Annotated in this window: 26 protein-coding genes; 10 read left to right on the top strand and 16 right to left on the bottom strand. The window is 71.3% G+C overall.

Annotation, left to right across the window (positions count from 1 at the left end):
• The first annotated feature begins 15 nt into the window (after window positions 1-15).
• The 8 genes from ACSHT8_RS34585 to ACSHT8_RS34550 all read left to right on the top strand — a co-directional run bounded on the left by ACSHT8_RS34585 (window position 16) and on the right by ACSHT8_RS34550 (window position 8,335).
• Window positions 16-792, top strand: coding sequence for a sulfite exporter TauE/SafE family protein (locus ACSHT8_RS34585; protein WP_436496295.1), 777 nt, complete (start codon window positions 16-18; stop codon window positions 790-792).
• Between the two features lie 41 nt (window positions 793-833).
• On the top strand, window positions 834-1,274 hold the full coding sequence (locus ACSHT8_RS34580) for a hypothetical protein (RefSeq protein WP_436496293.1): 441 nt from the start codon (window positions 834-836) through the stop codon (window positions 1,272-1,274).
• Complete coding sequence (locus tag ACSHT8_RS34575; RefSeq protein ID WP_436496291.1) at window positions 1,271-3,313, top strand: SecDF P1 head subdomain-containing protein; 2,043 nt, start codon at window positions 1,271-1,273, stop codon at window positions 3,311-3,313. The genes ACSHT8_RS34580 and ACSHT8_RS34575 overlap by 4 nt, the downstream gene beginning before the upstream one ends.
• A 131-nt stretch (window positions 3,314-3,444) precedes the next feature.
• A complete protein-coding gene (locus tag ACSHT8_RS34570) occupies window positions 3,445-4,272 on the top strand; it encodes an alpha/beta fold hydrolase (protein WP_436496289.1) in 828 nt (275 codons plus the stop codon).
• Window positions 4,273-4,286: 14 nt separating this feature from the next.
• The gene (locus ACSHT8_RS34565) at window positions 4,287-5,531 is read left to right on the top strand and encodes an esterase/lipase family protein (RefSeq protein ID WP_436496287.1); all 1,245 of its coding nucleotides are present in this window, start codon (window positions 4,287-4,289) and stop codon (window positions 5,529-5,531) included.
• A gap of 11 nt (window positions 5,532-5,542) precedes the next feature.
• Window positions 5,543-6,586: an alpha/beta fold hydrolase gene (locus ACSHT8_RS34560; RefSeq protein ID WP_436496285.1), complete on the top strand. Its 1,044-nt coding sequence runs from the start codon at window positions 5,543-5,545 to the stop codon at window positions 6,584-6,586.
• Window positions 6,587-6,752: 166 nt separating this feature from the next.
• Window positions 6,753-7,871 (top strand): DUF2382 domain-containing protein, encoded by a 1,119-nt coding sequence (locus ACSHT8_RS34555; RefSeq protein ID WP_436496283.1) that lies wholly within the window; start codon window positions 6,753-6,755, stop codon window positions 7,869-7,871.
• A 56-nt stretch (window positions 7,872-7,927) separates the two neighbouring features.
• A complete protein-coding gene (locus ACSHT8_RS34550; RefSeq protein ID WP_436496281.1) occupies window positions 7,928-8,335 on the top strand; it encodes an MmcQ/YjbR family DNA-binding protein in 408 nt (135 codons plus the stop codon).
• On the opposite strand, the gene ACSHT8_RS34545 is transcribed toward ACSHT8_RS34550, so the two are convergent.
• On the bottom strand, window positions 8,306-10,516 hold the full coding sequence (locus ACSHT8_RS34545; RefSeq protein WP_436496279.1) for a M9 family metallopeptidase: 2,211 nt from the start codon (window positions 10,514-10,516) through the stop codon (window positions 8,306-8,308). The two genes, ACSHT8_RS34550 and ACSHT8_RS34545, sit on opposite strands and share 30 nt — an antisense overlap.
• Before the next feature lie 107 nt (window positions 10,517-10,623).
• On the opposite strand from ACSHT8_RS34545, the gene ACSHT8_RS34540 reads away from it, so the two are divergent.
• Window positions 10,624-11,580, top strand: a complete 957-nt coding sequence (locus ACSHT8_RS34540; RefSeq protein WP_436496277.1) for a LysR family transcriptional regulator — start codon at window positions 10,624-10,626, stop codon at window positions 11,578-11,580.
• Here the strand turns inward: ACSHT8_RS34540 and ACSHT8_RS34535 are convergent.
• From ACSHT8_RS34535 to ACSHT8_RS34485, 11 genes are all read right to left on the bottom strand, one after another.
• Window positions 11,577-12,980: an aminopeptidase P family protein gene (locus ACSHT8_RS34535; RefSeq protein WP_436496274.1), complete on the bottom strand. Its 1,404-nt coding sequence runs from the start codon at window positions 12,978-12,980 to the stop codon at window positions 11,577-11,579. The genes ACSHT8_RS34540 and ACSHT8_RS34535 overlap by 4 nt on opposite strands.
• Window positions 12,977-14,347, bottom strand: coding sequence for an aldehyde dehydrogenase family protein (locus ACSHT8_RS34530; protein ID WP_436496272.1), 1,371 nt, complete (start codon window positions 14,345-14,347; stop codon window positions 12,977-12,979). Before ACSHT8_RS34530 ends, ACSHT8_RS34535 begins: the two co-directional genes overlap by 4 nt.
• Window positions 14,344-15,345, bottom strand: coding sequence for a proline racemase family protein (locus ACSHT8_RS34525; RefSeq protein WP_436496270.1), 1,002 nt, complete (start codon window positions 15,343-15,345; stop codon window positions 14,344-14,346). Before ACSHT8_RS34525 ends, ACSHT8_RS34530 begins: the two co-directional genes overlap by 4 nt.
• A gap of 1 nt (window position 15,346) precedes the next feature.
• Window positions 15,347-16,261: a dihydrodipicolinate synthase family protein gene (locus ACSHT8_RS34520; RefSeq protein ID WP_436496268.1), complete on the bottom strand. Its 915-nt coding sequence runs from the start codon at window positions 16,259-16,261 to the stop codon at window positions 15,347-15,349.
• Window positions 16,258-17,595 (bottom strand): FAD-dependent oxidoreductase, encoded by a 1,338-nt coding sequence (locus tag ACSHT8_RS34515; protein WP_436496266.1) that lies wholly within the window; start codon window positions 17,593-17,595, stop codon window positions 16,258-16,260. Before ACSHT8_RS34515 ends, ACSHT8_RS34520 begins: the two co-directional genes overlap by 4 nt.
• Entirely contained in the window at window positions 17,592-17,858 is a 267-nt protein-coding gene (locus ACSHT8_RS34510; RefSeq protein WP_436496264.1) for a (2Fe-2S)-binding protein, read from the bottom strand. Before ACSHT8_RS34510 ends, ACSHT8_RS34515 begins: the two co-directional genes overlap by 4 nt.
• Window positions 17,855-18,997: an NAD(P)/FAD-dependent oxidoreductase gene (locus ACSHT8_RS34505; RefSeq protein ID WP_436496262.1), complete on the bottom strand. Its 1,143-nt coding sequence runs from the start codon at window positions 18,995-18,997 to the stop codon at window positions 17,855-17,857. The genes ACSHT8_RS34510 and ACSHT8_RS34505 overlap by 4 nt, the downstream gene beginning before the upstream one ends.
• 61 nt (window positions 18,998-19,058) lie before the next feature.
• On the bottom strand, window positions 19,059-19,664 hold the full coding sequence (locus tag ACSHT8_RS34500) for a helix-turn-helix domain-containing protein (RefSeq protein WP_436496260.1): 606 nt from the start codon (window positions 19,662-19,664) through the stop codon (window positions 19,059-19,061).
• 41 nt (window positions 19,665-19,705) lie between these two features.
• Complete coding sequence (locus ACSHT8_RS34495) at window positions 19,706-20,287, bottom strand: hypothetical protein (protein WP_436496258.1); 582 nt, start codon at window positions 20,285-20,287, stop codon at window positions 19,706-19,708.
• A complete protein-coding gene (locus tag ACSHT8_RS34490; protein WP_436496256.1) occupies window positions 20,272-21,255 on the bottom strand; it encodes a phosphotransferase enzyme family protein in 984 nt (327 codons plus the stop codon). Before ACSHT8_RS34490 ends, ACSHT8_RS34495 begins: the two co-directional genes overlap by 16 nt.
• Complete coding sequence (locus tag ACSHT8_RS34485; RefSeq protein WP_436496254.1) at window positions 21,252-21,998, bottom strand: SAM-dependent methyltransferase; 747 nt, start codon at window positions 21,996-21,998, stop codon at window positions 21,252-21,254. Before ACSHT8_RS34485 ends, ACSHT8_RS34490 begins: the two co-directional genes overlap by 4 nt.
• Window positions 21,999-22,078: 80 nt before the next feature.
• On the opposite strand from ACSHT8_RS34485, the gene ACSHT8_RS34480 reads away from it, so the two are divergent.
• Window positions 22,079-22,501 (top strand): PPOX class F420-dependent oxidoreductase, encoded by a 423-nt coding sequence (locus ACSHT8_RS34480; protein ID WP_436496252.1) that lies wholly within the window; start codon window positions 22,079-22,081, stop codon window positions 22,499-22,501.
• A gap of 33 nt (window positions 22,502-22,534) precedes the next feature.
• On the opposite strand, the gene ACSHT8_RS34475 is transcribed toward ACSHT8_RS34480, so the two are convergent.
• The 4 genes from ACSHT8_RS34475 to ACSHT8_RS34460 are packed head-to-tail and all read right to left on the bottom strand — an operon-like array spanning window position 22,535 to window position 25,812.
• Window positions 22,535-23,248 carry a hypothetical protein gene (locus tag ACSHT8_RS34475; RefSeq protein ID WP_436496250.1) on the bottom strand — a complete coding sequence of 238 codons (714 nt, stop codon included), beginning with the start codon at window positions 23,246-23,248 and terminating at the stop codon, window positions 22,535-22,537.
• Window positions 23,235-23,807: a hypothetical protein gene (locus ACSHT8_RS34470; RefSeq protein WP_436496248.1), complete on the bottom strand. Its 573-nt coding sequence runs from the start codon at window positions 23,805-23,807 to the stop codon at window positions 23,235-23,237. The genes ACSHT8_RS34475 and ACSHT8_RS34470 overlap by 14 nt, the downstream gene beginning before the upstream one ends.
• Complete coding sequence (locus tag ACSHT8_RS34465) at window positions 23,804-24,364, bottom strand: TetR/AcrR family transcriptional regulator (RefSeq protein ID WP_436496246.1); 561 nt, start codon at window positions 24,362-24,364, stop codon at window positions 23,804-23,806. The genes ACSHT8_RS34470 and ACSHT8_RS34465 overlap by 4 nt, the downstream gene beginning before the upstream one ends.
• A 41-nt stretch (window positions 24,365-24,405) precedes the next feature.
• Window positions 24,406-25,812 carry a PLP-dependent aminotransferase family protein gene (locus ACSHT8_RS34460; RefSeq protein ID WP_436496244.1) on the bottom strand — a complete coding sequence of 469 codons (1,407 nt, stop codon included), beginning with the start codon at window positions 25,810-25,812 and terminating at the stop codon, window positions 24,406-24,408.
• Window positions 25,813-25,852: the final 40 nt, after the last annotated feature.

Here is a 25,852-nt window from a genome sequence, read left to right as displayed (position 1 = left end):
CTCAGCGGAGCAGGCTTGAGTGCCCTGATGCTCGCCATCGGCGCGGGCGCGGTGATCGGGCTCGCGCTCGGCGCCCTCGGGGGCGGCGGGGGAATGCTCGCGGTCCCCGCCCTGATCTATCTGCTCGGCCTCGACCCGACCTCCGCCGCCACAGCCAGTTTGCTCATCGTCAGTGCCACCTCCCTCACGGCGCTCGCGCGGCACGCTGGATCGGTCGACTGGCGCACGGGAGTCACATTCGCCGCGGCCGGGGTGGTGCCCGCTATCGCGGCGGCGGGGCTGGCACAGTTCATTCCCAGAGGCATCCTCACCGGGGCGTTCGCCATGATCGCGGCCGCCGCCGGGATCGCCATGTTGCGCTCGACCCAGCTCGATGAGACCGGACCGACCGGGGCGCTGAAAGTCGCCCAGCGTGTCGGGGTGTCGAAGGCGTTGACGGCGGGTGCGGGTCTCGGCACCGTCACCGGACTGCTCGGCGTGGGCGGTGGCTTCCTCGCGGTGCCGACGCTGGTCACGGTGCTTAAACTGCGCATGCACGTCGCCGTCGGGACCAGCCTGTTCGTCATCGCCGTCAACTCGGGGGCGGCGCTGGCGACGCGGCTCGCCACCGCGCAGATCACGCTCGACTGGAAGGTGCTTGGTCCGTTCGCGGGAGCAGCGTTGCTGGGCGCGTGGGACGGGAAACGGTTGTCGGCGAAGGTGTCGGCGGCCGGGTTGAAGCGGATCTTCGCGTGCCTGCTGTTCGGGCTCGCCGCGTTCATGTTCGTCGACGCCGTAGTCCGAGGCGGATGATTCCGCCGTAATCAGTCGGTGGCCTACGGTAACTTGGCTGCATGGTCCCCACCGTGCGCGACCTCGCCCGCGAGCTCGTGGAAACACTCGCCCCGGAAGAGCTGCCGACCTTCGACGCGGTCGCCGAGCCCTACCTCACCGACCCGCGCCGGGCCGAGCGCCGCCTGCGCGACCACGACGACCCCATGGGCTTCGGCCTCGGCGACGCGCTGGCGATGATGACGCCGGTGATCGCCCTGGTGTCCGGCAGCGTCGTCACGGCGCTGTCCGACACCCTCTCCGACTCGCTGCGCTCCCAGGGCGCGAAGCTCCTGCGCAAGGTGACCAAGAAGAAGGAGCTGCCCCCGGCCGCCGAGTGGTCGGCGGAGCAGCTCGCCGAGGTCCGGGAGATCGCCCTCAAACGCGCGTTGGACCTGGGCATGAAGCCGGGCAAGGCCGAAGCCCTCGCCGACGCCGTGGTCGGCGCCCTGGTCCGCCGATGAACAGACTCGACGCGCGAAGATTTCCCTCCGAGACGGGCTGGCTGCTGGCCCTGCTGGCCACCACGGTCCTGATCAACGCCTGGACGATGGCGGGCTGGCTGGCCGACCCCCGCGGTCAATCGGATGCCATCCCGTGGCAGCAGTTGGTCATGCTCATCTCCCCCGGCCTGGCGCTGCACGTCATGGTGAGCCGCGGCCGGACGAAGCGGTCGGTCCCGTTGTCCGACACGAAGTTCCGCGACGCGGGCAAGCTGATCGACGAACTCGCCGAGCGCGCGAACCTCACGAAGAAGCCCAAAGTCCACTTCAACAAGGACATGGGCGCCCGCGCGTTCGTCACCGGCATCCCCGCCGAGCCGTTCCTGGTGCTCGGCCCGGAACTGCTCGCGCTCCACGCCATGGGCGGCGGCCACAGATCCGTGTTCGAGGCCGTGATCCGCCACGAACTGGCCCACGTCCGCGCGGGCGACCTGCGCAGGCTCGCCGTCGTCTCCGCGCTCCGGTTCACCAACCTCTTCTGCGCACTCTGGCTAGCGTTCATTCTCGCGCTCTCCACCGCGAACGACGTGACGGTGGGCCAGCTCGTCGTCGGCCTGGTGCGCGGCATCGGCCTGGTGCTGCTCGCCGAGTTGATCGCGCGGACGTATCTCCGGGTCCGCGAACACCACGCCGACCTCGATGCCGCCGACAGTGGCCGTGAGGCGCTGCGCGCCGCGCTGGCGGGCGGGCCGGACTTCACGACCGCCCGCCAGTGGCTGCGCCGCCACCCTGGTGGCCAGGCACGCGTCGCGGCGGTAGAGCAGTCCACGGTCGTCCTCGCGTCCGGCGCCGGCCAGGCATACCTCGGTGCCGCGACCGCCGGGGTCGCCCTGGTCTCGCTCCAGGACAACCTCCTGGGCAACGGCCCGAAATCCCCGCAGGAGACCGTGATCCTGGTGGCGCTGCTGATCGGCGTGCCACTGGTGATCTTCACCGCGTTCACCCAGTGGCGTGGCGCATGGGACTCCGCCGTTCGGAAGCGCGGCTACCCACTGCTGTTCGCGACAGCCCTGTTCACTGGCCTCCTCCTGGGCAGCCATCTGTCCCCGTATTCCCGCGTTTCCGGCTTCGGGCCGACCGGAATCCCCCTCAGCGCCCCGCTGCTGGTCTGGTTCGCGATCGGCGCCGTAGCCCTTTGCTGGTGGCTGCACGCACTCGGCACCGCCCGCGCGCGGAAAGACCCCGAAGCGCGCCGACTGGACCGGTTCCTCCTGATCGCGGGGTCAGCCGCGGCCGTCGTCGGCGGCTGGCTGATCACGGCGGTCTGGACGTGGGCCGCGCGCCTGCTCGGCATCCGCATCGGCTGCACCGACGAGCGCCTCGCCGACACGCCGGTCTGCTTGCCGGAGAACGAAACCCGGGTCGTCGAGTCCGTCCTGCGCGACTTCGTGTTCAGCCCCTGGCTGGTCGTCGTTGCCGCGGTGGTGGCGGCGTCCCTGGTCCTGCCCGGCCTGATCGCCCGCCGACCAACCGCCCGGTGGCAGGCGATCGCCGGGGTGGTCGTCATCGCGGGCGCCGTCCTCGTCGCGGCGAGCGGCACGCCCGCCCCGCCGCGGGTGTCCCGTGCCGAGATCCGCCCCGTCATCGAGACCGGACGAGCCGCCACCGACACCCTGCCCGCCGACCTGCGCTTCGACTGCGAGCCCCCGCCAGCGCCCCGCGGCGACGGAACGGTGCAGCTCTGCACCGCCGACCGCACGGAGAAGTACCTCCTCGGCCCGGTGGAACTCACCGGCAGCCACTTCGGCGAGGCCAGCTCCGGGCCGTCCCAATACGGCGCAGGCATCGAGATCACCCTCACCTTCACCGACGCGGGCACCCGCCAGTGGGCCGAGGTCACCGCCCGCAACGTCGACAAACAGCTCGCCATCGTCGTGGACGGCAAGGTCGTCTCCGCGCCCAGGGTCAACGAGGCGATCACCGGCGGGACGACCACCCTCAACGGCAAGTGGACCCCGGACGAGGCCGAGGCCCTGGTCGCGCTCATCAACGGCGGATAGGACCATGGCGGCAGCCACTACACCGGCGTGATCATGGTGTCGACCAGCCACATTGACGACCCACGCGCGGCAGCGGGAAGGTGTGCGCCTGCCAGGTCACACCGTCGGTGACCGGCCCGGAGGAGGCAGCCATGCCAGCGTCCCTGTCCACCGTGCCCGTGGTGGGCGGACACCTCACGGTGGCCAGGTGGGACGGCCGCATCCCGGCCCAGCGGACGCCGCACGCCCGCCCTGTCCTCGCGATCCACGGCATCACCGCCTCCCACCGCGCGTGGGCGTCCGTCGCGGGCGCGCACTCCGGCACCGTCATCGCCCCTGACCTGCGCGGACGCGGCGGCAGCAGCGGACTACCCGGTCCGTTCGGCATGGCGACTCACGCCGCTGACTGCCTCGCCGTCCTCGACGCCATGAGCATCGACCAGGCTGTTGTCGTCGGACACTCCATGGGCGGATTCGTGGCCGCGGTTCTCGCGCACCAGCATCCCGAGCGCGTCGCGAAGCTCGTCCTCGTCGACGGCGGGCCTCCCCTGCCGCCCGTCGAGGACATCGAGACCGCCCTCGGTCCTGCGGTCAAACGCTTGGACATGCGGTTCGCCAGCCGCGAGGCGTACCGGGACTTCTGGCGCGCGCATCCGGCGTTCCAGGACTGGACCGCCGACATCGAGTCCTATGTGGACTACGACCTGACCGGCACCGAGCCCGAGCTGCGCAGCCGGGTCGACGCCGACGCCGTGCGGGCCGACTTCCGCGACCTGAACACCGGCGAGGTCCCCCGCGACGCGTTCCACGCGTTGAAGCCTGAGACCGTCTTCCTCCGCGCCACCAAGGGTTTGTTCGACGAGCCGACCCCACTCTACCCGCGGGCCGACTACCCGTTCACCGTCCAGACCGTGGAAGCCAACCACTACACGATCCTGTTCGGCGCCGACGGCATTCGTGCCGTGGCCGCCGCGCTCTGAGAGTGGGGACCCCCATGCTTCGCTTGCTCACCGCGGCGGCCGTCATCGCCGCGACCGTCGTCCCGGCCGGGACCGCCGCCGCCGATCCCGCCTACCTGACCAACGAGGCCACCTACACCTCCGTCGCCAACGGCTGGGCCAAGGTCGACCGCTACCGCGACACCACCCCGGGCTTCGTCGACGAGCAGTACCCGCCGGACGGGCGCGGCGACCAGGACGGCCAGCGCAAGACGTTCTTCAACAACGTCGCCCGCCCGTCGTCGAGCCGGTTCCTGCTCTACTCCGCGCCCGGCTGGAACACCGGCAGCAAGCCGGTGCCTGTCCTGCTCGTGCACGGCGCCAACGACAACCCCGACCGCGCGTGGGCGAACCCGAACGAGTCCGGTGGCTTCGGCTGCGGCTCGGCGAGCTGCCCGTCGACCGGCATGATGCAGTACCTCAGCGCGCGCGGGCACAAGGTGTTCGCCATCGGCTTCGCACACAAGCAGGGCGACAACCGCCAGCACGCGCAGCAGGTCGGCGACGCCATCGCGATCATCAAGGCGCGTCTCGGCGTCAGCCAGGTCGACGTGGTCGGCTGGAGCAAGGGCATGATGTCCGGCCGCATGTATGTCTCGTCGGTCAAGCCGTCGTGGGGCCGCGACTACGCGGGCGACGTGCGCAGGCTGGTCACGCTCGGCGGCCCGAACGGCGGCTACGACTACCCGTTCGCCCACGGCTGGGCGCACGACTTCTCCATCTGGCCCGAGTGCGGCGGCAAGATCAACGCGCCGAGCCCGCACACCCGGATGACGTGCTACGGCCAGTACACCTACCACCCGGAGCTGTCGATCACCCCGACCGGCGGCTGGGACGCCTACCCCGGTCAGCGGCAGATGCTCAAGCGCTGGGACGGCGTGTTCGGCGTCAACACCTCCGCGCAGGACTGGCACACCACCTACTACGGCGGCCAGGGCTTCTACACCGACGGCCCCGGCATCCAGGCCGCGATCAACGCGGGCTCGCTCATCGCCGCCATCCAGGGCGCGGGCACCCCCAGCGGCGTGCGGGTCTACCTGCTGGCAGGCGCGGCGGCGAACATCGTCGGGGTATGGAACGAGACCCGCGGCCCCAGCGACGGCATCGTGTTCATCGCCAGCGCGCTCGACACCACCGGCGTCACCACGCTGGGTGGCACCGCCACCATCGCCACCGCGAACCACCTGCAGCTCGGCTGGGCGACGTCGTCGATGTCCCAGGTCGCGACCTGGCTGTCCTGAGAGGAATCACCATGCTGTTCGACGGAGTCACCGCCCGCCGGATCAAGACCGACCGGCTGACCATGAACGTGCTGGAGACCGCGGGCACCGGCGACCCGGTGGTGTTCCTGCACGGCAACGTCTCGTCCAGCCTGTTCTGGCAGCGCCCGATGCTCGGCCTGCCCGCGGGGTACCGGCCGATCGCGGTCGACCTGCGCGGCTTCGGCGACACCGACCGCGAGCCGGTCGACGCGACCCGCGGCCTCGGCGACTACGCCGACGACGTGGCCTGCCTCCTCGACACCCTCGACCTCGGCCCGGTGCACCTGGTCGGCTGGAGCATGGGTGGCGGCGTCGCGCTCCAGGTGCTGCGCGACCGGCCCGAATCGGTGCGCACGCTGACGCTGGTCAACCCGGTGTCGCCGTTCGGTTTCGGCGCCACCCGCGGCGCCGACGGCGAGCTGACCGACCCGGACGGCGCGGGCTCCGGCGCGGGCGGCGCCAACCCGGATTTCGTGAAGATGCTCGCCGACGGCGTGACCTCCGACGAGTCGCCGTTCGCGCCGCGCACGATCATGCACGCCTTCTACGTCAAGCCGCCTTTCGAGCCCGACGACGCCGACGTCTACGTCGCCTCGATGCTGAGCACCGCGACCGGCGACGACAACTACCCCGGCGACACCGCCGCGACCACCGCGTGGCCGGGCGCGGCGCCGGGGACGCGCGGCGTACTGAACGCCATGGCGCCCAACCACTTCCGCATCGACGACCTGCACACCATCGACCCCAAGCCGCCCATCTGCTGGATCCGCGGCACCGACGACCAGATCGTGTCCGACACGTCGATGTTCGACCTGGCCTATCTCGGCAGCCTGGGCGCGATCCCCGGCTGGCCGGGCGCCGAGACGCACCCGCCGCAGCCGATGGTCACCCAGACCAGGGCCGTGCTCGACCAGTACGCGGCGGCGGGCGGCACCTACGACGAGGTCGCCATCGAGGACTGCGGCCACACCCCGCACCTGGAGAAGCCCGCCGAGTTCGCTGCGGCGCTGGCCGACATCCTCGCCAAGGGCTGATAGCACGCCTGCCTATTCGGACCACTGTGGACACGCCAACCCCGGTCGTCACCTGATTGGGTGAACTCCTGTCGTCAGAACCCCTGTACCAGCGCCGTTTGCGCAGCTCACCGCTGTTGCGGGCGGGCCGGTGCCGAGCGACGGTGGCTACAGGAGGTGGTACCCAATGACTATGTCCATGAAGCCACAAGACCTCATCGGACATGACGTCTACGACCCGGACGGCGAGAAGATCGGCCGGGTGGAGACGGTGTACGTCGGCGAGGAGTCACACGAGCCCGAGTGGGTGACGGTGCGGACCGGCTTGTTCGGGCACCGGGAAACCTTCGTTCCCCTCGCCGGCGCGCACACCGACGCCGACGGCGTCCGGGTCGGCGTCCGCAAGGACGTCGTCAAGGACGCGCCGCACGTCGACGCCGAGGGCAAGCTGTCCGAGCAGGAGGGCATCGACCTGCGCCGCTACTACGGCCTGCCCATCCAGCGCGGCAGCACCGGACCGGTGTCCCGGCCGGGCGGCGAGCAGCCCCGCATGCGGCTGGCGCCGGACCAGGCGGACGGCACCATGACCGACCGCACCGCGGCCGACCGAGGCATGTCAGACCGCACCGCGGCTGACCGCTCCATGGCAGACCGCGCCATGTCCGATCGCGCGATGGGCGATCCCGCCCACGCCGAGCGGACCAGTGCCGACCTGGCGGGCAAGGGCACAGCCGACCCCATGGCGGGCAAGCACGACCTGCGTGAGCCCGACCGCGAGCAGGCACTGCGCGAGCGCGCGATGCGCGCCAAGCAGGACACGAACGGCACGCAGAACATGGCCCCGCAGGGCCGGACCACGCACGCACCGGCCCGGGAGAAGTCCCTCGCCGACCGCGGCGGCGAGCAGATCGTCATCCGCTCCGAGGAGCGCCTGCGGGTGGAGACCGAGCGGGTCGAGGCGGGCCACGTCCGGCTGCGCAAGTACGTCGTGACCGAGCCCCAGCAGGTCACCGTGCAGCTGACCCACGAAGAGGTCCACGTGGTCCGCGAGCCCATCGGCGAGACCGAGCTGACCACGCTCAAGGCCGACCCGAAGTCGTTCGCCGAGTCGGTCGTCGAGGTGACGCTGCACAAGGACCAGCCGGTGATCATCAAGGACACCGTCCCGGTCGAGCGCATCCGGCTGGCCACCCGGCCGGTCACCATGGAGCACACCGTCACCGATGAGATCCGCAAGGAGCAGTTCGACGTCATCGACGACACGAAGGCTGTCCAGGACAAGCCTGGCGACAAACCAAGGCACTGAACGAGCCGGGCGGCAGTGGGATGCGAACCCCACTGCCGCCCAGCTACATTTCCCCCATGGCCACCTGGGACGACGTCCGCCGGATAGCCCTCGCGCTGCCGGAGACCACCGAGGAAACCTCCCGCGACACCGCCCAGTGGCGGGTCAAGGCGAAGGGCTTCGTCTGGGAACGCCCGCTGCGCAAGTCCGACCTGGCCGCCCTCGGCCCGACCGCGCCGACCGGCCCCGTCCTCGGCGCCTACGTGGCCGACGAGGGCGTCAAGCACGCGCTGATCGCCGAGGACCCCGACGTCTACTTCACCACTCCGCACTTCGACGGCTATGCCGCCGTCCTCGTGCGTCTGGACGAGATCCACGTCGACGAGCTGGCCGAACTGGTCACCGACGCCTGGCTGCTGCGCGCACCCAAGCGGCTGGCCACGGAGTTCCTCGCCTCAGAACCGGGTGGCGACGGCGACGCCTGAGCACGCCGTGGCGCCCTTCAGACTGATGTAGACGTACGTGTTGCCCGGCGGCGAACTGACCACAATGGACTCGTTATTGCCCGACGTGGTGGACCGATGGGTCGCGTTCGTCGGCGTCGCCCAGCTCGACGGGCTGTAGTACAGGTCGCAGTTGCCGGCGCCACCGGTCGAGCTGATGTTCAGCTGCGTGGTTCCCGCGGGCACGAACAGGTACAGGTTGTCGTACCACGAGTTCACCGCGGACCTGTTGCTGCGCTGACAGTTCTTGCCCAGCGCACGAACGTCCGACCCCGTGCACTCCGGCAGCGACGGCGTGGTCGAACCGCAGTTGCCCGCCGCACACGCCGTCAGCCACGCGTTCCAGTCGCTGTCGTACCGCGTGCCGATGGTGGTCTTGAGCAGCGTTCGCGCGGCGGTGTAGTTGCCCGAGCGGTAGTGGCCGAGCAGCGTGGCCATGTCCGCGGGGTGCGACTGCATCATGTACCGCACGGCCAGGTAGCCCCACCGGTAGACGCGGTTGGCGTCGTGGTCGTAGGTGGTGTCGAACAGCGTGCTCAGCGCGTAGGTGCGCTTGCCCGCCTCGGCGATCGCGGCCGTGTTCGTGACGTTCCGGTAGGAGTACGACACGTACTCGGCCACGCCCTCGATCCACCAGACCGTCGGCGTCGCGATGGTGGCCTCGAAGTCGCCGTGCATGTTGAAGCGGCCGTCGAGGTAGTGGGTGTACTCGTGGTTGAGGTTCCACACCTCGAACGCGGGCCGCAGCCACTCCGCCTCGTAGGCGATGAACCGCGGCTGGTTGCCGACCACGGCCGGGTTCCCCTCCAGGTACATGCCGCCGTTGTTGGTATCGATGCCGAACAGGATCCCGGCGTAGGTCTTGTAGTCGGAGCTGGAGTCGAAGGCGACGACCTCCAGCGTGGTGTTGTTGTCGTTGGCCACCGGCCCGGGGTCGTTGACCGTGCGGTGGAAGAACGCGTCCTGGTTGAGCAGGCTGGTGCAGGACGACGACAGCTCGCCGCTCGTCATCGCCTGGGCGCGGATCCGCAGGGTGGGCCCGCAGGAGTGGTTGATCGGCAGGATCGCCGCCGAGATCCGGTTCTTCAGGTCGCACACGCCGTAGTAGGCGCAGTCGGCCTTGTCGTACGCGTCGGCCATCTCGGCCACGCCCGCCCACAGGTGCGCGGTCGGGCCGCTGATCGACGTGCGGTCGAGCAGGCCCTTCACCAGCGGTTTCGCGGCGGGCCGGATCGAGCTGTGCTGGAGGAACCGGCCGAGTTCCCGGCCCGCGTTGACCACGAGGTACTCGCGGGACGTGCCGAGCAGGCCGAGGTTGGCCTGCGCGATGCGGCTCAGCGACGACAGCACGCTGCTGTCGGCGGCGACGGCGCTGACGAACGCGGGCAGGTAGTGGCCGCGGAACAGCACGGTGTAGGCGCTGTTGACCGCTCCAGTCATCGACGGATACGGGTCGTAGGCGCTGGAGTAGCCGTCGAGCAGGCGCTTGACCACCCACAGGTAACGCGCGTTCTCCTGCGCGCTGTCGATGAGCACGACGGCTTCGCCCAGTGTCGGGCCGTTGGCGTCGCTGAGCGTGTATGCCTTGCTGTTGTTGAAGAACGCGTCGAGCGCGGCCTGGATCGCCGACTTCAGCGTCGGACCGTACGGTCCGACGACATCCGGGTTGTACCACTGCACGAAGTACCCGGCACGCAAGTAGAGCACGAGCTGCTGGGTGGCCGTGGAGTTGTCGCCGGGGTAGGCCGAGGCGTTGTCGCGCAGGCCATTGGCCACGCTCACCATCTGCGCTTCCCGGAACGCGGCGGTGGCCGTCGAACCGGTCAGGCTGAACAGCGAGTTGACGCAATCGATCGTCGAGACGCGGATCTGCTGGACGAGCGCGGGCCCGGTCCGGCTGGTGAAGTCGGCGGGATCGCAGGCCGCCGCCAAACGGTTCTCCGGACGACGGCTCTCGGTGGCGTAGTCACGGCGGTGCTCGGCCGAGTCCGCCGGGATCGGGCCGCGGTCTCTGAGCGGGACGACTGACTTGCCCGGTTTGGCGGGCTGGGCGTGCGCAGGGGTGGGGGTGGGAGCGGCGGCGGCGGTCGGGACGACCATGCCCAAGCCGGTGGCCAACAGGGTCGCCAAAACAAGCCCGCCGCGCGGGCGAATTCGGATCACGGTGTCTCCAGTGCAGGGAATGCGGAACACACTGTCGGAAGTGGACCTTCGAAGAGTCACACGCCGAAAGCGTTCCGGGTAATGCCATCCGTCTATAGACTTCGGCTATGGACCTGGAATTCCGTCACCTGCGGGCGATTTGCACGATCGCCGAGACCGGCAGCCTCTCCCAGGCCGCGTCCTCGCTCGGGGTGTCCCAACCAGCGCTGACGGTGCTGCTGCAGCGGGTCGAGCGCACGGTCGGCGGGCAGTTGTTCCTGCGCAGCCGAACCGGTACGGCGCCCACCCCGCTGGGTGAGCGTGTCCTGCGCCGGGCCAGGGTTCTGCTGGTGGAGCTCGACGCGTTCGGCGCGGATCTGGTGCACACCAACACCAAAGGCGTCATCCGCATGGGTTCGGCGCACATGGAGTGTGTCGGCACGATGGTCGAACGGCTCGACGAGGCGTTGCCGGACACCGAATTCATCCTGCAGGTCGAGTCGTCAAGCACGATTCTCGCGCATTCGCTGACGCACGGCCGAATGGACGTCGCCGTCGTCGGGATGTCGATCGGACACGACATCGGCCTCGGCGGCCCGGTGGCCCACCGGACATTGGTGCAGCGCGTGCCGGTTCTCGTGAGCATGTCGGCGAAACACCGCTGCGCCGACTGGGACGAGGTGCCGCTGGGCGCGCTCGCCGAGGACGCGTGGATCTGCCCGCCCGGCGCCGAGGACGGGTCGCTCGCCGAACTGCGGTCCGCTTGCCGCAAGGCGGGTTTCACCCCGCGCATCCGGTTCGAGGCGCCCAGCGGTGGCGGCCGGGCGCTGGTCCAGTCCGGGCAGGCGGTGACGCTGGTGGAGCCGACGACGCAGTGGCCGGACGGGGTTGTCGTCCGGCCACTGGCCGAGTCGCCGGTCCAGATGCGGCTGCTGTTGGCTTGGCGCCGGGACCGGTTGACCGAGGACGCCGTCGAGGCCATCTACCGGGCCGCGGGCGCCGCGTATGCCATGCACGCCATGCAGAGCCCGGTGTTCCGGCCGTGGTGGGAGGCGCACCCCGAGGTCCACCCCCGGATCGGTTAGACCCGGTCGCGCACCCACGCCTCCAGCGCGTCGGGTTCGATCGGCAGCTCCTTGGTCAGGATCTCGACACCTCCCTTGCGCACCACCACGTTGTCCTCGATCCGCACGCCGATCCCGCGCAGCTCCGGCGGCACGGTCAGGTCGTTGGGGTGGAAGTAGAGCCCGGGTTCCACCGCCAGCGCCATGCCTTCGGCGAGCGGTCCTTCGTGATACGCCTCGGGTGAGGCGTGGGCACAGTCGTGCACGTCGAGGCCGAGGAAATGCCCGACGCCGCAGACGATGTAGCGGCGGTGCTGCTGGTTCTCGATCGCCAGCGACTCCTCCACCGACACCGGCAGCAGGCCCCAGTCGTGCAGGCCCTCGGCGAGCACGCGCATCGAGGCCGCGTGGAAGTCGGTGTAGGCCGCGCCCGGCCGCACCGCGTCGAGCGCGGCGTGGTGCGCTTTGAGCACGAGGTCGTAAACCTGCCGCTGCACAGCGGAATACGAGCCCGACACCGGCAGGGTTCGGGTCACATCGGCGGTGTAGAGGCTGTCGACCTCGACACCCGCGTCGAGCAGCAGCACCGCGTCCTCGGCCACCGGGCCGTTGTTGCGCACCCAGTGCAGGACCGGCGCGTGCGCGCCCGCGGCGACGATCGACTGGTAGCCGACGCCGTTGCCCTCCAGGTAGGCGCGGCGGTTGAAGGTGCCCATCAGCCACCGCTCGCCACCGCCCTTGACCGCGGCGGGCAGTTCGGCCGCGACGTCGTCGAACCCGCGGATGGTCGCCGCGACCGCGCGGCGCAGTTCGCCGATCTCCCAGTCGTCCTTGATCCGGCGCAGGTCTGACGCGGTCCGGCGCAGTTCCCCGGACGGCGCTCCCGGCACGAGCGCGTCGAGCAGTGGGTCGACGCCCGTGGTCGCGTGCGTCTCCGGGACGCGGCCGCGCAGCGCGGACGGCAGGTCGCTGATGGGCCTGCACCACAGGCCGAGCGCCTCGCTCCAGTCGGCGAGGCCGGGGGTGGGACCGATCCACAGCTCGCCGTCGCGCGCGTTGGCGAAGAAGTCGGCCTCACCCGGCCGCGCGGGCTCGATGATGAACAGCTCCGCGTCGCCGCCGGGCTGGATCACGAGCACAGCGCCCTCGGCCTGGCAGCCGGTGAGCCACGCGAAGTCGCTGTCGGGGCGGAACTCGTAATCGGTGTCGTTGGCGCGGACCGGCGCCCAGCCCGACGCGACCGCGATGCGCTTGCCCGGCAGCGCCTCGACGAGCCGCCGCCGGTGCTCGGCCGCCGCGGCCGCCGCGCCCTCGGGCAGGATGACCTGGCGTTCGGCCGGCCCCCAGCCATTGCTCACGAAGTCGCGGAACCCGGTGGCCTCCAGCAGCCTGCTCGGGTCGCGCCGTGCCGGACGGTTCACTTCGCCGCTCCAATCTGGATCGTGCGCGGGGTGGTGTAGAACGCCGCCGCCGCTTTGCCCTGTTCCTTGCCGCCGTAGCCGGAGTTCTTCTCCCCGCCGAACGGCAGGTGGAAGTCCACCCCGGCGGTCGGCGCGTTCACCTTCACCATGCCGGTCTCGCACCGCTGCGCCGCGGCGAGCGCGGCGTCGAGGTCGGCGGTGTAGAGCGAGGTGACCAGGCCGTAGTCGGTCGCGTTCGACAGCTCCAGCGCGGTGTCCACATCGGACACCTCGGTGAGCGTGCAGATCGGGCCGAACACCTCGTCACGGTTGAGCGCGGCGCTTGCGTCGAGCCCGGCGATGACGGCCGGGGCGGCGAACCACCCGTCGGCCGACGGCACGACCCCGAACGCGATGACCTCGCCACCGCCGGACCGCGCCTGCGCCGCCGCCTCGAGCACGCGGTCGCGTGCCTGCGCGGTGATCAGCGGGCCGACGACGACGCCGGGTTCGGCCGGGTCGCCGAAGCCGAGCCCGCCGACCTTCGCCGCCAGCGCCTCGGCCAGCGGTCGGCTGTCGCCGACGACGATGATCCGCTTGGTCGCGGTGCACTTCTGGCCCGCGAACGCCATCGCGGCGTAGGCGATGTCGGTCGCGGCCTGGTCGAGGTTGGCGTCCGGCAGCACGATCGTGGCCGACAGCCCGCCCATCTCGCACTGCGCGGGGATGCCGCGCTCGGCCGCCGCCACCGCGACCGTGCGACCGACGACGCTGGAGCCGGTGAACGACACGGCGTCCACAGAGGACACCAGCGCCGAACCGGTCTCCGCGCCGCCGGGCAGCACGGTCAGCAGGCCGTCGGGCAGGTGCGGTGCAGCCAGCTCGGCTAGCCGCAGCGCACACGCGGTGGCGTCCGGCGCGGGCTTGATGACCACCGCGTTGCCGAAGGCCAGCGCCGGGGCGGACTTCCACACCGGGATCGCCAGGGGGAAGTTCCACGGGGTGATCAGACCGGCCAGACCGCGCGGCTTGCGCGCGGTGTAGCCGAGTCCGCCACCCACGGCGTAGGTCTCGCCGATCGGGTCGAACGCCTGCTGGGCGTAGTACCGCAGCAGCGCGACCGCCCGACCGACCTCGCCCGCGGCCTCACCGGCGGGCTTGCCGACCTCGCGCACGATCAGCGCGGCGACGTCGGCGGCGTTGTCCGCCAGCGATTGGGCGATGCCGTGCAGCGCCGCGGCCCGGATCCCGGGTGCGGCGGCGGCCCAGTCCCGCTGGGCCTTGTAGGCCCTGGCCGCGGCCAGGACGACCTCCGCCGGGGTGGCGGCGGGCAGGTCGACCACCACGTCAGCGGGTCGCTGCGGAGAGGTCGAGACGACGCGGGTCACAGGACGAAGCCCTTCGGGAACGGGTCGGTGGGGTCGAGCAGGTACTGCCCCATCCCGGTGATCCAGGCGCGGCCGGTCACCGTCGGGATCACCCCGGGCCGGTCACCCACCTGGGCGTCCTCGATGAGCCTGCCGATGAACCGGGTGCCGATGAAGGACTCGTTGACGAAGTCCTCCTCCAGCTTCAGCTCCCCGCGCGCGTGCAGCTGTGCCATGCGCGCGCAAGTGCCGGTGCCGCAGGGTGAGCGGTCGAACCAGCCGGGGTGGATGGCCATGGCGTTGCGCGAGTGGCTGCCGTCATGGCCGGGTGCGGTGAACTGGACGTGCTTGCAGCCGCCGATGGTGGGGTCGGCCACGTGCACCGGGCGCCGCTGTTCGTTGATCGCGTCCATGATGGACAGACCAGCGGTGAGGATCCGGTCCTTCTCGGCGCGGTCGAAGGCGATGCCCAGGTCGGCCAGCGGCAGGATCGCGTAGAAGTTGCCGCCGTAGGCCATGTCGTAGCGCACCTGGCCGTGACCAGGCACCTCGACCGTCGCGTCCAGCTCGTGGGAGTACGCGGGGACGTTGCGGATGGTGACGTGCTCGGCGCGGCCGTCGCGCACGGCGACGTCGGCCAGCACGAGCCCGGCCGGGGTGTCGAGGCGGACGGTGGTGACCGGCTCGGTCACCTCGACCATCCCGGTCTCCACCAGCACGGTCGCCACGCCGATGGTGCCGTGCCCGCACATCGGCAGGCAGCCGGACACCTCGATGTAGAGCACGCCCCAGTCGGCGTCCGGCCGGGTCGGCGGCTGCAGGATCGCCCCGCTCATCGCCGAGTGCCCGCGCGGCTCGTTCATCAGGAACTCGCGCAGGTGGTCGAGGTGGGCCATGAAGTGCACGCGCCGGTCCGCCATGGTCGCGCCGGGGATGACGCCGACGCCACCGGTGATGACCCGGGTCGGCATGCCCTCGGTGTGCGAGTCGACCGCGCTCAGGTAGCGGGACGCGCGCATGTCAGACCGCCACGCTGTGCAGGTGCTCGACGGCCTTGCGCATGTCGGCGCCCAGCAGTTCGCGCTGCTCGGCGCTCAGCGGGCCGCGCGGCGGGCGGCTCGGGCCGCCGAACCGGCCGACGTAGTCCATGCCGAACTTGATCGCCTGGACGAACTCGACGCGCGAGTCCCAGCGGAACGCGGCGACCAGCGGCTCGTAGAGCGCGCGGGCCTCCTCCAGCCTGCCCTCGGTGGCCAGGGCGTAGAGGCGCGCGGACTCGGCGGGGAAGACGTTCGGGAAGCCCGCGAACCAGCCGGTGGCGCCCATGAGCAGGCTCTCCAGCACGACGTCGTCGGCACCGGCGATCACCGCGATGTCGGCGACCTCGCGGATCTCCAGCACCCGGCGCACGTCGCCGGAGAACTCCTTGACCGCGACCACGTTGTCGATCTGGGCCAGTTCGGCGACCAGGTCCGGGGTCAGGTCGACCTTGGTGTCGATCGGGTTGTTGTAGATCATGATCGGCAGCCCGGCCTTGGCGACCTCGGTGAAATGGTGCACCACCTCGGCGCGGTTCGCCCGGTACATCGTGGGCGGCAGGCACAGCACACCGTCGGCGCCGTCCTCGGCGGCCAGCTCGGCCCAGTGGCGGGCCTGGTGGGCGCCCGCGCCGTGCACACCGACGACGACGACACCCTGGCCGCGCACCGCCTCGATGGCGGTCCTGGCGACCTGCCTGCGCTCGTCGTCGGTGAGCGACGAGTACTCGCCGAGCGAGCCGTTCGGGCCGACGCCGCGGCAGCCGTTGGCGACCAGCCACTGGCAGTGCTCGGCGTAGCGGTCCAAGTCGGGGCGCAGGCCCGCGGGGGCGCTCGCGTCCTCGGTGTAGGGCAGCGCGGTGGCCACGATCACGCCGTCGAGCCGTTCCTGAGTCACTTCTCCTCCTTCTCAGCGAGTTCGCTGAGTCTCAATGGCGCCGCTAAAGGCCGTTTTGCGGTCGCGGCGGGGTCATAGCTGCCGCCGGTGATCCCGGCGGCGAGTTCGGCGGCGGCGCGTCCGCAGACGCGGCCCTGGCAGGGCCCGAGGCCCACGCGGCTGGTCAGCTTGAGCGACCGGACGCCCAAGGCGCTGTAGTTGTCGAGCGCGGTGCGCAGGGCGCCGAAGCTGACTTCCTCGCACCGACAGACCAGCGTGTCGTCGGTGAGCCAGCTCTGCCAGCCCGGCCGCACGGGATACGCCTTGTCGAGCCCCTGGGCGAACAGGCGGCCGCGTCGGACGGCCTTCAGGTCCGGCTCGGCGGTCTCGTGGCCTTCGAAGGCGGCGGCCGCGATGCCCGCGACCGTGCCCTCGGCGGCGGCCAGGTCGGCGCCGCCGATGCCGGTCAGCTCGCCCGCGGCGAAGACACCGGGGACGGACGTCGCCTGGGCCTCGTTCACCTCGACGAACCCGTCGACCAGGCGGCAGCGCGCGGACACGGCGAGTTCGAGCTGCGGGGTGAAGCCGAAGCCGACGCACACGGCGTCGACCGCGATCCGGCGCTCGGTGCCCGGCTTGACCTTCCACTGTGCGTCGAGGGTCGCGGTGGTGACCTCGGTGACCCGGCCGGTCCCGTGCGCGGCGATTACCGTGCGGCTCGTGCGGTACGGGATGCGGTGCCGGGCAAGGAGTTTCGCGTAGCCCGCGAGTTCGCCGAGCTTGCCGCGGCCCGCGAGCAGGGCCTTGGGAGCGGCGAGCCAGCCCCGCGCCCGGTTCGCCTCCAGCACGGCGACCACGTGGGCACCGGCCTGGACCAGCGACTGGGCGACGGGCAGCAGGAACGGCCCGGTGCCCGCCACGACGACCCGCCGGCCCACCGCGACGCCCTGGCCTTTGGCCATGGCCTGCGCGGCACCCGCGGTGACCACGCCGGGGAGGTCCCAGCCGGGGAACGGGAGGGCGCGGTCGTAGGCGCCGGTCGCGAGGACGAGCGCGTCGGCGTGCACGGCGTGGCCGTACCTGTCGGGGCCGTCGGCCTGGCCGGTCCTGACGTGGACCTTGTGTCCGTTGTGGACGGACTCGATGGCCCAGACGACGGACTCGGCGAGGTGGCGGATCCTCGGGTCACGCGCGATGTCGGCGGCGCCCGGGGCGTTGTCCGCACCGACGGCCTGGCGGTGGTACTGGCCGCCGACGGTCGGGGCGGTGTCGATCAGGGTGACCTCGGCCCCAGCGTTCGCGGCGGCTCTGGCGGCGTTGATCCCGGCTGGTCCGGCGCCGATGACGACGATCATGGGCGGGCCTCCGGCAGCTCGGCGCCGTGCTGGGTGCGCACTTCGTCGCCGTTGGCCACCAAGCGCTGGCAGGCACGGACGTCCGGGACGCCGTTGACCACGACGAGACAGTCGAAGCACACCCCGATGCCGCAGAACAGCCCACGCGGCCTGCCGCCGTGCCGGGTGTCGCGCCAGGAGACCCTGCCCGCCGCCATCAGCGCGGCGGCGACGGTCTGGCCCGGCCGGACGGGGGTCGACTCGCCGTCGACGGTGATCTTCACAGCGCCTCCATCACGGCGGGGCGGTCGACGCGGAACGGCGTGGGGTCCAACTGTGGGTCAGCGCCGGTCAGCAGCGCGGCGAGCAGGTCGCCGGTCGCGGGGGCCAGGCCGATGCCCGCGCCCTCGTGGCCGGTGGCGTGCCACAGGCCGGGCAGGCGGGGGTCGGGGCCGATGACCGGCAGGTGGTCCGGGGCGTAGGGGCGGAAACCGCCGTAGGCGCGCATGACCGGGACGTTCGCGAGCACCGGGAACAGCGCGACTGCCTTGCGTGCGAGTTCCCGCAGGACCTCGACGTCGATCCGCTCGGCGAACCCGATCCGCTGCCTGCTCGACCCGATGAGCACCGGCCCGGCCGGGGTCGACTCGACGACGCTGGAGGTCTGCAGGGCGGCGTCTCCGCTGGCCACCGCGCCGACGTAGTCCGCGTCGTAGACCTTGTGCCGCACCACCAGCGGCAGCGCGCCGGTCACCAGCACGATGCCGCGCCGGGGCAGGATCGCGATGGGCGCGCAGGCCGCGCGGGCGAAGTCCCCCGACCACGGCCCGCACGCGTTGACCACCGCCCCACAGGGAATCACGCCGTCGCTGGTGCGCACACCCGTGATCCGGCTGTCTGCAGTGTCCACACCGGACACCTCGACGCCCGCCCGCACGGTCCCGCCCTTCGCGCGCACGTCGGCGAGCAGGGCGGACGCGGCCAGCACTGGTTGCAACTGCGCGTCCTGCGGGTAGTGGACGGCGGCGGTGACAGCCTTCGTCAGGTGCGGCTCCAGGTCGTGGACCCGGTCGACGACGTCGGCCTGGATCCCGACCGCACGCTGAGCGGCGGCGAAGTCGAGCAGCGGCTGCGCGGCGGCGTCCGTGGTCGCCACGACCACGCCACCCTTGGACTCCCACTCGACGTCGATGCCGAGCTCCTCGACCAGCGACGGCCACCGCAGCCGGGAGGCGACGGCCAGGTCGAGCTCCGGCCCGGGCGCCTTGTCGGACACGAGCACGTTGCCCTCACCGGAAGCCGTCGTCGCCGACGCGGGCGCCCCACGGTCGAGCACGGTGACGCGCGCACCCGCGACGGTCAGCGCCCGCGCGACAGCGGCGCCGATGACGCCCGCGCCGACGACCACCACGTCCGGGTACACCCACACCTCCAGCGTTCATTAAAGTGAACACGGGGGACGTTAGGGGGAGAAAGGTGGGACGTCAAGCCTGCGGTCGGGCGGCGCTGGACACCGCACACGAGCCGCCCATCGGGCTGGTGCCCGCGTCGACCGGGTACTGGAGCATGAGTACCGAGGTGACCGGGCCCTCGACGGTCTCGTAGAGGTGCGGCAGGTGGCCGGGGAAGCAGACGTAGTCGCCGGGTTCGAGGATGTAGGGGTCGTCGACCGGACCCACCCTGAGTACCCCGGCGGTCACCACGACGTGCTCAAACCCCGGATGTCCCGCCGACTGCTGCACCTCGCCCGGCCGCACCCGCTGGTCGTAGACCTCCATCACGGTGTCGGTCACGTCCATCCGGCGCAGCAGCCGCAGGTCGACGGCGTTGCTGCTCAGCACGTCGAGCCCGGCGGACCGGACCAGCACGACGCCAGGCTCGGCGCGCTCGGTGAGCAGGGACGACACGGGCACCTTCAGGGCGTTCGAAAGACTGAACACCGTCTCGATGGTGGGGTTGCCCAGCCCGTTCTCCAGCTGCGACAGCGTCCCCTTGGCGATCTCCGAACGCCGCGCCAATTCGGACAGCGAGAGCCCCAACTCCCCCCGCAACGCGCGTATGTTCGCGCCGAGAACCGCTCCGGCACTCATCCGCGCCACCCTGCCTCCCTGGTCAGCCATTTCCGCTCAGGCTACCCAGCGGCCCGCCGCGTCGCTCTGATCAGCCGCTCGGCACGCTTGTCCCCGCGTGGCGTCATCGAGACGATCTTGCCGAAACGTGCGTCACCAGGTTCCGCCCGCATGGCCAGCCGAGTCGTCCCGCCGCCCACCGGGCTGATCACCCGCCACTGGCCGGACCCGGCGATCCAGACCGTGGTGTCCTCCCCCACCCACGCCAGCCGTCGCTGCTCCAGCGGCAGCGTGTGGATCCAAAGGGGCTCCTCTGGCTTGGACCGCACCCAGGCCGCGGCGTAGTGAGACATGGTCCGATCCGCCACGTAGAAGTCGATCCGCCGCTCCACCCACGGCTCCACCCGCAGGATCCGCCGGGCGCGCAGGGTCATGCGCAACACCCGCGCCGCCTGCACCACCACCCACCCGCCGCCCGCCATGATCAGCAGACCGGCCACGACATAGATGTCGCCCAATCGCATCAGGCCGACCAGGAGACCGATCAGGATCACTCCGACGCCGCTCAGGATCGGAAACAACGTCTCCCACATCCGCGCCGTCACATCGAGCTTGGTCAGGCGCGTCGCTAAAGCCGGTTCCAATTCGGGGGCGTCCTTTCAGTCGGGTTCACTTTGATCATCGGCGGGTCAACCACGCCCGTGAGCGTCCGCGACGAAGTATTTCGGCCCAGGTTCGCGAGGGTGGCCACAAAGAATCCCCACGACTCCCGCGCGTCCGCGGTGTCGCCGTGGGGCGCGCGGAACTGGCGGAGGTAGGCGGTGACGTCGTCGAGCGCCCAGCGGAGCCGGTAGAGGTCCAACGCGGCCTGGTCCGGTTCGTGTCCAGTGGCGTCGGCGTAGCGGTCGAGGTCGGCGGATTCGGCGACGACCAGCCACAGGTCGCGCTCCGGCACGGCCGTGCCCACGGTGTCCCAGTCGACCAGCCGCAGCCGCGACCCGTGCCGCAGGAAGTTGCCAGGATGCGGCTCCCCGTGCGTCAGCACGACACGCGTGGACAGTGCGGCGACACCTTGGTCGAACTCGGCCCGCCGCCCGCGCAGCACGTCCCGATGGTCGGCGAGCAGCGCCCGCGCAGGCTCGCCGTACGGCCCCGGCCAGCCGTCGCCGCGCAGCGCTTCCTCAACAATCGACCATCCGGCCAACTCCGGTGACGCCACCGGGGCACGGTCCGGGACAGCCGTCTGGTGCAGCGAAGCCAGCAGCGCCAGCACGTCCGCGCGCTCGTCCCGCGTCAGTGTCGCGCCGAACTCGCCCGGCTCGCCCTCGACGAGCGGGAACACGCTGACGGAGTACTCCCCCAGCGGCACCACCGTCGCGCCGGACAACGCGGGCACCGGGGCCACCACGAACTCGAGCCCGCGCAACGCCGACGCGGTGTCCATCGCCTGTTCGACGGCCGACCTGGCGACAGTGACGAACCAGCGTCCACCGGCGGTCCAGTGGTAGTCCCCGTAGCCCACGGGCGCGAAGTCGACGGGGGCGTCGATCCCCCACGCCGCCAGCGCGGACCGCACGTCCGCGTCGGTGACGCCCGCGGGCCGGTCCTTCATCGCGGGAGCAGCGCGAACAGGCCCCAACCCAGGTATTCCCGCTGGTAGCGGACGTGGATCACCGGTGCGGTGTCCAGTTCAGCGCGCATCTGAGGGGCCAACTCGTCGTCCGGGTTCGCGTCGAGCCACCGCCGGGTCGACAGCCACTGCGCGGCGACGTACCGGTCCCAGCTGTCCTGGTCGGCGATCACCATCTCCACGACGTCCAAGCCGAGGCCCGCGAACCGCTCCAGCAGTTCCGGGAGCGAGCCGAAGTCGTCGCGGGACTGGGCGTGGCACTTCTCGACGGTCTCCTGGTCCGGCGGCTCGATCCGCCAGAACGGCTCCCCGATCAGCATCATCCCGCCCGGCGCGAGGCTGCGGCGCAGGATGTCGACCGTGCCCGCGACCCCGTCGCCGATCCAGGTCGCGCCGACACAGGCGGCCAGCCCCACCGGTTCGTCCGCGACGTAGCCGGAGGCGTCGCCGTGGACGAAGTTCACCCGGTCGGACACCCCGAGCTCGGCGGCCCGCGCCTCGGCGGCGGCGAGGAACGCGGTGCTGATGTCGACGCCCGTGCCGGTGATGCCGTGGGCCTTCGCCCAGGTGGCCAGCAGCTCACCGCTGCCGCAGCACAGGTCGAGCACGGAGGTGCCGGGCGCGAGTTTCAGCGCCGCCCCCATCGTCGCGAGTTTGGCCTCGGTCAGCGGGTTGTGCACGCGGTGGCCGCTTTCGCGGATGACAAACGGTCGAGGAAGGTCCACGCGCGGAGCTAAGCGCGACCGGCCTCCGCCGTCCACTCAATTTGGGAATACCCGCCTGGCCCGCACCGGTTGACCCGATCATGTCGAACGAAGCCCTCCACGCCCTCCTGCGCGACCGCCCCTTCGGCGCCCTGGTCACCTTGAAGCGGGACGGCCGCCCCCAACTGTCGAACGTGCTGCACCACTACGACGAGACCGCGGGCGTCCTGCGGATCTCGGTGACCGACGACCGCGCCAAGACTGCCAACCTCCGCCGAGACCCCCGGGCCACCTACCACGTCACCAGCCCCGACGGCTGGCAGTACGCGGTCGCGGAGGGCACCGCGGAGCTGACGCCCGTCGCGCAGGACCCGCACGACGCGACGGCGGACGAGCTGGTCGACCTCTACCGCCACCTGAGCGGCGAACACCCGAACTGGGACGAATACCGAGCCGCGATGGTCCGCGACGGCAGGCTGGTCCTGCGCATCAAGATCGACCGCGTCTACGGAATGGCCCGATAGGAGCGGGGCTGTGTGCCACAACGCTGCGCCTGGTTACCTCCTGAGCATCGCGGCGACCATGAGGGGCCCGACGCGTGCGCGGTGGGTCACTTGGAAGCCGAGGTGTTGATAGAGAGCGACGTTGGCCGGATCGGCCGTTGTCAGGAAGAGCGGCCCTGGGACACCGTCGATCAGCCTTCTCGCCGCGCCTTTGCCACGGCTGTCCGGCAGCACGCCGACGAATTCCACAGTGGACACTCCGGCGGGCTTGAGCCGGTCCGTCGCCCGCTGGTACGCCAGCGTCCGACTGACCGCCCGCGGCCCACAGCCGCACAGGACCCGCCACGTCCACCCGACGAGCGCCCCCACCCCCGGCGACCCACCTGCCTGCCCGACCTCACCGGCTGGACCGCCCGGCCTGGCCGGCCCGGCAGGCTCGGCCACCCCGGCGGGTTGGGCTAACCCGGCAGGCCCGGCAGGCTCGGCCGACCCGGCGGGTTGGGCTAACCCGGCAGGCCCGGCAGGCTCGGCCGACCCGGCGGGTTGGGCAGGCCCGGCGGACGGGATGGGCTGGGCAGGCCCGGCCGGCTTGGTCCGCCCGGCTGGAGGCGGGGCGCTGATGATCGCGACCGCCCCAGGGGCGGTGTGGATCGTCAGGGCCGGGAGTTGGAGGGTGGCGGCGAACCAAGCGGCTTTTCGTGATCCGCACACCCACGTCATGCCTGGTTCGTCGGCGAAAGCCGTGGCCAGGAGGTCAGCGGGTGTCAAGCGGGGCCTCCGGGACCAGGTGGCACACCAGCAGCTTCAAGTAGAACAAGCCGGGGAACCACGCCAGCGCCGCGGGCAGCCAGCCCAGGTTGATCACGAAGGCCGCCATCAGCAGCGTCATCGCGATCGGCCTGCGTAATCGGATGGCGGTGGACTCGATGATGGCCGCGGAGCCGAGTAACACCAGCACATTCACCCAGAGCCAGGTCCAGGATCCGCCGAGGAACAGCGCCACCAAAGCCAAATGCACGACGTGGGCGGACACGAACACCAAGCGGGGGCGGGCTGAGGGGGTGCGGTGGTACCAGCGTTTCGCGGAGTTCGTCGCGTTGGTGATCACGCCGCCGGTCACGTCCAGGGCTAGCAGGGCCACGAGTGCCAACCGCCAGCCGTCGATGCCTCCTGCGCGGAGGGTGTACCAGGCGAGCAGGGAGGCAACCAGTAGGCCGCCCAGGATCTCGACGGTGGATTCGCCGCGGGACTTGCCTGGGCCCATGAACTTGTCCAGGGCGCTGGTCGGCGCGGGCACTGTCCAGTCGACGTGCAGGTCCGTTCTCATCTCGCGCCCCACAGGCCCGCCAGCAGGCTCCACTCGGCGTCGCCGACGGGGTGGCCGGACAAGGCCCAACCATCCAGGGTGCGCAGGAGGGCGGCTGTCGCGGCGGTGATGAGGGCTGGGTCCAGGTCGGTGCGGATGATTCCGAGGGCTTGGCCGTCGCGCACGACGTCGGAGACCCACTTGGTGACCGCTGGGTCGTCCGGGCGGTCCATCGCGGCGGGGGCCAACGCGCGGTCGTCCGGGTGTTCGTCGAGGTGCGTGACCAGCCTGGCCGCACCGGCCCGGAGTTCGGCCCAGAAGCGCTCGGGGGTCGAGGTGCCCACCCACACTCGCAGTGCGCTGAGCAGGCGGGCCTTGACGTCGTCCAAGACCGTGTCGAGTAAGTCGTTTCGGCCGTCGAAGTAGTGGTAGGCGGCGGTTTTCGAGATGCCCGCCCCTTCGATGATCTTGTTGTACGACGCGGCCTCCGGGCCGTGCTCGGCGAACTCCGCGCGAGCCACGGCCAGGATCGCCGCCCGGCGATCGTCCGGGAGTCTGTCGAACCGAGGAAGGGGCATGACCCAATAGTACACACCACCGGTGTGTACTGCCAGTACACCTACACCGCGAGCGTCGGCAGCTGCCCGATCCGTTCCGTGGGCGCCGAGTAGCCCCGCCACGCGGCGGCCAACCGCCGGACAGCCTCGCTCAGCACCTCCGGCGAACTGAGGAAGTGCAGGCGCAGATAGGCACAACTCCCACCGCCCGCGTCCAGGCCCACCCCGGGCAGGACCGCGACACCGTGCCGCAGCGCGGTCTGCGCGAACGACGAGCCGTCACCGCGAGGCAGCCGCACCCACAGCGTCTGGCCGCCGCGCACGGCGGGCGCCTCCCAGTCAGGCAGCTGCCGCGCCAACTCCGCGCGCAAGTGGTCGTGACCGGCCTCCCGCGCGACGGCGGTCCGCTCCTTTATCGCGTCCAGCCTGGGAAGCAGCTCGACCGCGGCCAACTGCGCCGGGACGTTGCCCCCGAGGTCGTGCACCGCGCGCAACCGGGCCAACCGGGTCACCACGGACGCAGGCGCACGGACCCACCCGACCCGCAAACCGCCCCACACGACCTTGCTCAGCGAGCCGATAGTGATCACCCCGGAGTCATAGGCGGCCAGAGGCGGCGGAGTTTCCTCGCCGGGAAAGCCGAGATCGGTCAACGCCTCGTCATCGATCAGTTGGACCCCGGCGGCGAGAGCGTTCTCGGCCAGCCGCCGCCGTGGCAGCGCGGGCAGGACCGCGCCGGTCGGGTTGTGGAAAGTGGGGATCACGTAGGCCAGCGCCGCACTCTCCACCTGCGTGAACCCCACCGGCAGCGTGCGCAGCACGGCCCCCTCACCGCGGAACACCTCCAGCGCACCCGGATAAGTCGGCGCCTCGACAAGCACCCGGTCTCCCGGCTGGATCAGCGCACGGGCCAGCAACGACAGCGCCTGCTGGCCACCAGAGGTGATCAGCACCTGATCAGGGTCGGTCGGGACACCCCGCGCGCGGTAGCGATCAGCGACGGCCTCCCGCAGCGCAGGCAACCCCATCGGGTGGTAACCGATGTCGTCGCGGATGTCCAAGAGCGACGGCACAGCCCGGGAGTAGGCGTCGACGAGTTCGGCGGGCGGGCGGTCCGGCGCGGCGCAGGCCAGCAGGATCACGCCGTCCTTCGGTTCGAGCAGGTGCAGGAACGTGGGCGCCTCGGTGGTGGCCCGCGGCGGCGCGGCCCGCGTCCCGGCGACGCGCGTGCCGCTGCCCTGCCTGCGGACGATCCGCCCCTCCACCGCGAGCCGCTCGTACGCGGTGACCACCGTGGTCCGGCCGACGGCGAGCGCGGCGGCCAGCGCGCGGTCGGGCGGCAGCCGCGACCCCGGCGGCAGTTCGCCCTCATCGATCAGCGCCCGCAGCCTGGCCGCGAGCAGCACCGACAGCGGGCCGCGGCCCGACGACCAGCGGCCGAGTCGCTCGACCAATCCCATTGGCTCCATCAGCAAACCAATTTAGCCGAGTTGGCTCTCCCCCGGCGCT

The organism is Actinokineospora sp. HUAS TT18, assembly GCF_051364635.1.
Classification (GTDB): domain Bacteria; phylum Actinomycetota; class Actinomycetes; order Mycobacteriales; family Pseudonocardiaceae; genus Actinokineospora.
This window is presented reverse-complemented; position numbering and strand designations above follow the sequence as displayed.